This window comes from Pseudomonas sp. NBRC 111130 (assembly GCF_001320485.1).
In the GTDB taxonomy this organism is placed as follows: domain Bacteria; phylum Pseudomonadota; class Gammaproteobacteria; order Pseudomonadales; family Pseudomonadaceae; genus Aquipseudomonas; species Aquipseudomonas vlassakiae.
In genome coordinates this window covers 66,846-75,090 of the sequence record NZ_BCBG01000028.1, presented here as the reverse complement: position 1 = coordinate 75,090, position 8,245 = coordinate 66,846, and the positions used below count along the sequence as shown (strand labels likewise).

1 protein-coding gene (running past one end of the window) is annotated in these 8,245 nt (G+C 68.8%); it reads left to right on the top strand.

What is annotated here, in order from left to right; translation table 11 throughout:
- Window positions 1-178: 178 nt before the first annotated feature.
- On the top strand, window positions 179-8,245 hold the 5' end (the start) of the coding sequence (locus tag APH33_RS27830) for a non-ribosomal peptide synthetase (protein ID WP_054885824.1). It continues 14,430 nt past the right edge of the window; the window shows 8,067 of its 22,497 coding nt (coding positions 1-8,067); it begins with the start codon at window positions 179-181; its stop codon lies beyond the right edge, outside the window.

Genomic DNA, 8,245 nt, shown 5'->3' with positions numbered 1-8,245 from the left:
CTCGATCTCACAGCCGCTGAAGATCTCAAGCCAGGAAAACCACAGGCGCCGAAAATCTCAAGCCAGGAAAAGCCCCCCATATCCAACCCTGTCCCCGCTTCCCATGTCAGACCACCCGGTCACGATCCATTAGCGTGACAACGATCCCTACCTTCCAGGCAAAGCAGGATGCTTACCGATGCTCTTCAGCGAACTGATGGCTGTTCTCTCCACACATGCAATCCGACTCCAGCGCGAAGACCAGGACCTGATCGTCCTGGGCGACGACCAGGCCCTGGACGACACCCTGTGGGAGGCGCTGTCACGGCACAAGCCGGCCTTGCTGGAAATGCTCGCCGAGCACGATGACGACTGGCTCAGCCCGGCGCTGCGCATCACCCCCGACATGCTGCCGCTGGTGCAGCTCGACCAGCAGGCCATCGACCGCATCGTTGCCAGCGTGCCCGGCGGCGCCGCCAACGTGCAGGACATCTACCCGCTGGCACCGCTGCAGCAAGGCATGCTCTACCAGCACCTGTCTGCCGCCGACGGCGACCCGTACCTGGCCCAGGTGCAGCTGCGCTTTGCCAGCAAGGCACACCTCGAAGCCTTCGCCCAGGCCCTGCAATGGGTGATCCAGCGCCACGACATCCTGCGCACCGCGCTGCATTGGGAATACCTCGACGAGCCGGTGCAGGTGGTCTGGCGCGAGGCGACCCTTGTGCGTGACGCCGTCGACGTCCAGGGCGACGATCCGCTGGCCCGGTTGTGCGCGCGTTTCGACCCGCATCACTACCGCCTGGACCTGCGCCAGGCACCGCTGATGCAGCTGATGCACGCCCGTGGCGCTGGCGGGCAGTGGGTGGCGTTGCTGATGTTCCACCACGTGATCATGGACCACACAGCGCTGGACATCGTGCGCCGCGAAATCCAGGCGCACCTGGCCGGCGAGTCGGCGCAGCTGGCGCCGCCGATGCCGTTTCGCAACGTGCTGGCCGCAGCGCGCCAGGCGCTGGACGAACAGGCCCACGAGCGGTTCTTCCGCGAGATGCTCGACGACATCGACGAGCCGACCCTGGCTTTCGGCTTGCCAGACAAAGGCCAGCAGCCACTGCAACAGGCGCGCCTGACCCTGGCGCCCGCGCTAAGCCTGCGCCTGCGCCGCCAGGCCCGACAGCTTGGCGTGAGCCCGGCCAGTGTCCTGCACCTGGGCTTCGCCCGCCTGGTCGGGCAACTGTCCGCGCGCCAGGCCGTGGTGTTCGGCAGTGTGCTGCTGGGGCGCATGACCACCGGTGAAGGCGGTGAGCAGGCGCTGGGCATGTTCATCAATACCCTGCCGCTACGCATCGACCTCGGCCAGCACGGTGTGCGCCAGGCCTTGCTGGCCACCCACAAGCGGCTCAGCGCCTTGCTCGGCCATGAGCAGGCCTCGCTGGCCCTGGCCCAGCGTTGCAGCGGCGTGGCCGCGCCGGCGCCGCTGTTCAACAGCATGCTCAACTACCGCCACAGTGCTGCCGGCGATGCCGCCGAGATCATCCCGGTGGCGCCGGGCATCGACATCGTCGGCGCCGAAGAACGCACCGACTACCCGCTGACCGTCAGCGTCGACGACCTTGGCGATGACCTGCGCCTGACCGTGCAAAGCTTGCCGCAATGGGGCGCTGCGCGCATTGCCGAGCAGTTCCAGCAGGTGCTGGCAAGCCTGATCGACGCACTTGAGCAGGCACCTGAAACACCGCTGCAGCACCTGGCCGTGCTGCCCCAGGCCGAGCGCGAGCAGGTGCTGGAGCAGTTCAACCGCACCGCCCAGGCTTACCCGCAAGGGCTGACCGTGCATGCGCTGTTCGAAGCCCAGGCGGCCCGCGCCCCCGAAGCGACCGCGCTGCTGCAGGACGGCCTGGCCCTTGGCTACGGCGAACTGAACCGGCGCGCCAACCAGTTGGCCCATCGCCTGATCGAGCACGGCGTCAAGGTGGGCGACCGGGTTGCCCTGTGCCTGCCGCGCAGCCCGGAACGCATGGTCGGCCTGCTCGCGGTGCTCAAGGCAGGTGCTGCCTATGTGCCGGTAGACCCGGCCTATCCGGCGGAGCGAATCGCCTATCTGCTGCAAGACAGCGCGCCAGCGCTGGTGCTGGCGACCACGGCGATCGAAGGCTTGCCGCCGATGGCGCGCCTCGACCTCGACCAGGCCGACGCCTTGGCAGCCAACAGCAGCAACCCGGAACTGCCCGGGCTCGATGCGCAGCAGCTGGCCTACCTGGTCTACACCTCCGGTTCCACCGGCCAGCCCAAGGGGGTGATGATCGAGCACCAGACCCTGGCCAACCTGGTGCACTGGCACTGCCAGGCATTCGCGCTCGCGGCCGGCTCGCACAGCGCCAGTGTCGCCGGTTTCGGCTTCGACGCCATGGCCTGGGAAGTCTGGCCGACTCTGTGTGCGGGCGCCACGCTGCACCTGCCGCCGAAGCACATCGGTAACGAACACGTCGACGAGCTGCTGGACTGGTGGCTGGCGCAGCCGCTGCAGGTGAGCTTCCTGCCCACCCCGGTGGCCGAACAGGCCCTGCGCCGTGACCGCCAGCACCCGACCTTGCGCACGCTGCTGGTCGGCGGCGACCGCCTGCGCCAGTTCGACCGCGACCCAGGCTTCGCGCTGGTCAACAACTACGGCCCGACCGAAACCACGGTGGTGGCGACCTCTGGCCGGATCATCGTCAACGGTGCGCTGCACATCGGCCAGCCGATCGCCAACACCCGCGTGTATGTGCTCGACGAAGGCCTGCAGCCAGTACCGGTTGGCGTCAGTGGCGAGCTTTTCATCGGCGGGGCGCAGGTCGCACGCGGCTATTTCAATCGCCCCGAACTCACCGCAGAGCGCTTCCTCGACGACCCCTTCAACCCCGGTGGCCGCATGTACCGCAGTGGCGACCTGGTGCGCTGGAATGCCGACGGCACCCTCGATTACCTGGGGCGCAACGATGACCAGGTAAAGATCCGTGGCGTGCGCGTGGAGCTGGGCGAAATCGAGGCTGCCCTGGCTGCCCGGCCGGGCATCGACGACGCCGTCGTGCTGGTGCGCGAAGGGCGCCTGCTGGCCTGGTACACCGAATCCGCCCCCGTCGACCCTGAACCCTTGCGTCAGGCCCTGCAGGCCAGCTTGCCGGCACACATGCTGCCAGTGGCGTTCATCCGCCTGGATCAACTGCCGCTGACCAGCCACGGCAAGCTCGACCGCCGTGCGCTGCCCGATCCGGACGGCGCCTCGCTGCCTGGGCAAGCCTATGAAGCAGCGCAAGGTGAAACCGAGGCCGCCATGGCCGCGATCTGGGCCGAGGTACTGGGCGTGGAACGGGTAGGGCGGCATGACAACTTCTTCGAGCTGGGCGGCCACTCGCTGCTGGCTGTGACCCTGGTCGAGCGGCTGCGCAAGGCCGGCCTGGTCATCGATGTGCGCGTGCTGTTCGCCCAGCCGACCGTGGCTGCGCTGGCCGGCGCGACGGCCAGTGGCGAGGCCAAGGTTGCGGCCAACCGTGTGCCCCAGGGTGCAGCGCGGATCACCCCGGACATGCTCAGCCTGGTCGAGCTGGACCAGGCCAGCATCGATGCCATCGTTGCCACGGTGCCGGGCGGGGCCGCCAACGTGCAGGAAATCTACCCGCTGGCGCCGTTGCAGGAAGGCATTCTCTACCATCACCTGAGCGCCGAGCAGGGCGACCCGTACCTGCTGCAGACGCGCCTGGCCTTCGACAGCGTCGAGCGCCTGCTGGCCTGGGCAGGCGCCTTGCAACAGGTGATCGACCGCCACGACATCCTGCGCACCTCGGTGCTCTGGCAGGGGCTGGCGCAGCCGCTGCAGGTGGTCTGGCGGGCTGCGCAGCTGGTGGTGTGCGAGGTCGATGACCTGGCCGACCAAGTTGGCGTGTCACGCATCGAGCAGTTGCACGCGCGCTTCGATGCGCGCCACCACCGCCTGGACCTGGGCCAGGCACCGCTCACGCGCCTGTACTACAGCCTCGACCCCGCCAACCACCAGGTGGTGGCGATCCTGTTGTTCCATCACCTGACCCTCGATCACACCGCCATGGACGTGGTCGCCCGGGAGATGCGCGCCTTGCTGTTCGGCCAGGGCGCAACGCTGCCGGCGGCGGTGCCTTATCGCAACTATGTGGCCCAGGCCCGCCAGGCCGACCCGGCCAGCCAGGCGGCGTTCTTCCGCGAGATGCTGGCGGATGTCGACGAGCCGACCTTGCCGTTGGGCTTTGCCGATGTGCAGGGCGACGGGCGCCATATCGAGAGCGCCTGGATGGCGCTGGATGCCGGCCTCAGCCTGCGCCTGCGCCGTCAGGCACGGCAGCTGGGGGTCAGCGCCGCCAGCCTGATGCACCTGACCTGGGCGCGGGTGCTGGGCGTGCTGGCCAACCGCAGCGACGTGGTGTTCGGCACCGTGCTGATGGGCCGCCTGCAAGGTGGCGAAGGCGCCGACCGGGCACTGGGCATGTTCATCAACACCTTGCCGCTGCGGGTCGACACCCGTGCCGGCGCGCACGCGGCGGTGATGGCCACCCATCGCAGCCTGTCGGCCCTGCTCGGCCATGAGCACGCCCCCTTGCCCCTGGCCCAGCGTTGCAGCGGCGTGGCAGCGTCGGTGCCGCTGTTCAGCGCCTTGCTCAACTACCGCCATAGCGCTGCCGATGCGCCACTTGAAGGCGAGGGCATCTGGGAGGGTGTGCGCCTGCTTGGCGGTGAGGAACGCAGCAACTACCCACTGACCCTGAGCGTCAACGACCTCGGCGAGGGCTTCAGTTTCAGCGTGCTGGCCGTCGAAGGCATTGGCGCCGCCCGCATCACCGAATGGATGGCCAACACGCTGGCGCAGTTGCTGCAAGCGCTGGAGTCGGGGCACGAGGCGACGGTCGACAGCCTGTCGATTGTCAGCGAGCAAGCGCGCCAGCAGCTGCTGGGCAGCTTCAACGCCACGGCGCAGGCTTACCCGCAGGGCCAGACCGTCCATGCCCTGATCGAGGCCCAGGCCGCCCGCGCGCCCGAGGCGACGGCCATCAGCCAGGGCGACCAGGCCCTGAGCTACGGCGAACTCAACCAGCGCGCCAACCGCCTGGCCCATCGCCTGATCGAACACGGTGTGCGCTGCGGCGACCGGGTCGCGCTGTGCCTGCCGCGCAGCATCGAGCGGCTGATCGGCCTGCTGGCCGTGCTCAAGGCCGGGGCTGCCTATGTGCCGGTGGACCCGACCTACCCGCGCGAGCGCATCGCCTACCTGCTGGCCGACAGTTCACCCGCGCTGGTGCTGGCCGATTCGGCCGTCGATGGCTTGCCAGGCGAGCTGCCACGGCTGGACCTCGATCAGCCCGCCAGCTGGCCTGCAACCGACAGCAACCCTGAAGTGCCCGGGCTCGATGCCCATCAACTGGCCTATGTGGTCTACACCTCCGGCTCCACCGGCCAGCCCAAGGGCGTGATGATCGAGCACCAGACCCTGGCCAACCTGGTGCACTGGCACTGCCAGGCATTCGCGCTGGGTGCCGGCGAGCGCACCTCCAGCGTGGCCGGTTTCGGTTTCGACGCCATGGCCTGGGAGGTGTGGCCGGCATTGTGCGCCGGTGCCACGCTGCACCTGCCGCCGACGCACATCGGCAACGAACACGTCGAGGAGCTGCTCGACTGGTGGCTGGAGCAACCGCTGAAGGTCAGCTTCCTGCCGACGCCGGTCGCCGAGCAGGCGCTGCGTCGCCAACGCCAGCACCCGACCTTGCGCACCCTGCTGATCGGCGGCGACCGCCTGCGCCAGTTCGACCGCGACCCGGGCTTCGACCTGGTGAACAACTACGGGCCGACCGAAACCACCGTGGTCGCCACCTCCGGCAAGGTCCTGCCGGGCGGTGCGCTGCACATCGGCCAGCCGATCGCCAACACCCGCGTCTATGTGCTCGACGCGCATCTTCAACCGGTGCCGGTGGGGGTCACCGGCGAGCTGTACATCGGCGGCGGCCAGGTCGCCCGGGGCTATTTCAACCGCCCGCAACTGACCGAGGAACGTTTCCTGGCCGACCCGTTCAGCCGCCTGCCGGGCGCACGCATGTACCGCAGCGGCGACCTGGTGCGCTGGAATGCCGACGGCAGCCTCGACTACCTGGGCCGCAACGATGACCAGGTGAAGATCCGCGGCATGCGCGTCGAACTGGGCGAGATCGAAGCGGCCATGGCGGCCCAGCCCGGCATCGAGCATGCCGTGGTCCTGGTGCGTGGCGAGCGCTTGCTGGCCTGGTTCACCGAAGCCAGCGCAGTCGACCTCGATGCGCTGCGCCAGGCGCTGCGAGCCAGCCTGCCGGCGCACATGCTGCCGCACGCGTTCATGCGCCTGCAGCAACTGCCGCTCACCAGCCATGGCAAGCTGGACCGTCGTGCTTTGCCCGAACCCGATGCGGCGGAGCAAGGCCATGTCGAGCCCCAGGGCGAGCGCGAAACCCTCATGGCCGCCATCTGGGCCGAGGTGCTGGGCGTCGAGCGGGTAGGGCGACACGACAACTTCTTCGAACTGGGTGGCCACTCGCTGCTGGCCGTGACCCTGATCGAGCGCCTGCGTCAGCACGGCCTGGACACCGACGTGCGCGTGCTGTTCAGCCAGCCGACGGTGGCCGCACTGGCTGCGGCACTGAGCAAGGGCCGACAGGTCGTGGTGCCGGAGAACCGCATTGCGGCCGGCTGCAATCACATCACCCCCGACCTGCTGCCGTTGATCGACCTGGACCAGGCCAGTATCGAGCGCATCGTCGCCACGGTGCCGGGCGGTGCTGCCAACGTGCAGGACATCTACCCGCTGGCCCCGCTGCAGGAAGGCATCCTCTATCACCACCTCAGTGCCAGCGGTGCCGACCCGTACCTGCTGCAATGGCGCGTGGCCTTCGACAGCCTGGCGCGTCTGCAGGCCTTCGCCAGCGCGCTGGACAAGGTCATCGCCCGCCACGATGTGCTGCGCACCGCCGTGCTCTGGGACAGCCTGCCACAACCGGTGCAGGTGGTCTGGCGCCAGGCTCCCGGGGCGGTTCTGGCCCTCTGTGGGAGCGGGCTTGCCCGCGAAGCAGGCGACACCGCACTCGACTTGAGCCAGGCGCCTTTGATCCGCCTGATTTACACCGAGGCGCAAGGCCCTATCGAGGCAACCCTGCAGTTCCACCACATCGCCCTTGATCACACTGCGATGAAAGAGGTGCTGGACGAAATCCGCGACCACTTGCAGGGCCGGCAACCCAGCCAGCAGCCGGTGCCTTACCGCAACTACGTGGCCCAGGCCCGCCTGGCCATCAGCGAAGCCGAACACGAAGCCTTCTTCCGTGCCGCGCTTGGCGACATCGACGAACCCACCCTGCCATACGGCCTGACCGACCTGCAGGGCCAGGCCGACGGCTTCGAACTGGCCACCGTGCAACTTGCCAGCAGCCACTACCAACGCCTGCGCCAACAGGCCCGGCAGCTGGGCGTGAGTGCCGCCAGCCTGCTGCACCTGGCCTGGGCGCGGCTGGTCTCGGCCACCAGCGGCAGGGACAGCGTGGTGTTCGGCACCGTGCTGCTCGGCCGCCTGCAGGGCGGTGCCGGCGCCGACCGCGGCCTGGGCATGTTCATCAATACCTTGCCGCTGCGCCTGGACCTGAACGGCCTTGGCGTACGCGAGGGCGTGCGCCTGGCCCATGAGCGCCTGAGCGCGCTGCTGATGCATGAGCACGCCTCGCTGGCGCTGGCCCAGCGTTGCAGTGGCGTGGCGGCGCCCACGCCGCTGTTCAGCGCCATGCTCAACTACCGGCACGGCGCCAGTGCCCGCCAGCAGCAGGCACAACGCGAAGCCCTGGAAGGCATCCAGGCGCTGCCCAGCGGCGGGCATGGCAACTACCCGTTGAGCGTCAACGTCGACGACCTGGGCGACGGCCTGCGCATCACCGCCCAGGTCACGCCGCAGGTGGGCGCGCAACGGGTCTGCGGGCAACTGCTGCAGGTGCTGGTCGGCCTGCTCGATGCGCTGGAGCAACAGCCGCAACTGGCGCTGCAGCAATTGCCGGTGCTGGCGCCCGAGGAGCGCCAGCAGCTGCTGGTGGCGGCCAACGCCAGCGAGCAGCCACACGATCTGCAGCAACCGCTGCACCGCCTGTTCGAGGCGCAGGCCCGGCGCACGCCGGATGCCCCGGCACTGGTGGCTGAAGACGGTCAACTGAGTTACCGCCAGCTCGACGAACAGGCCAACCGCCTGGCCCATCAC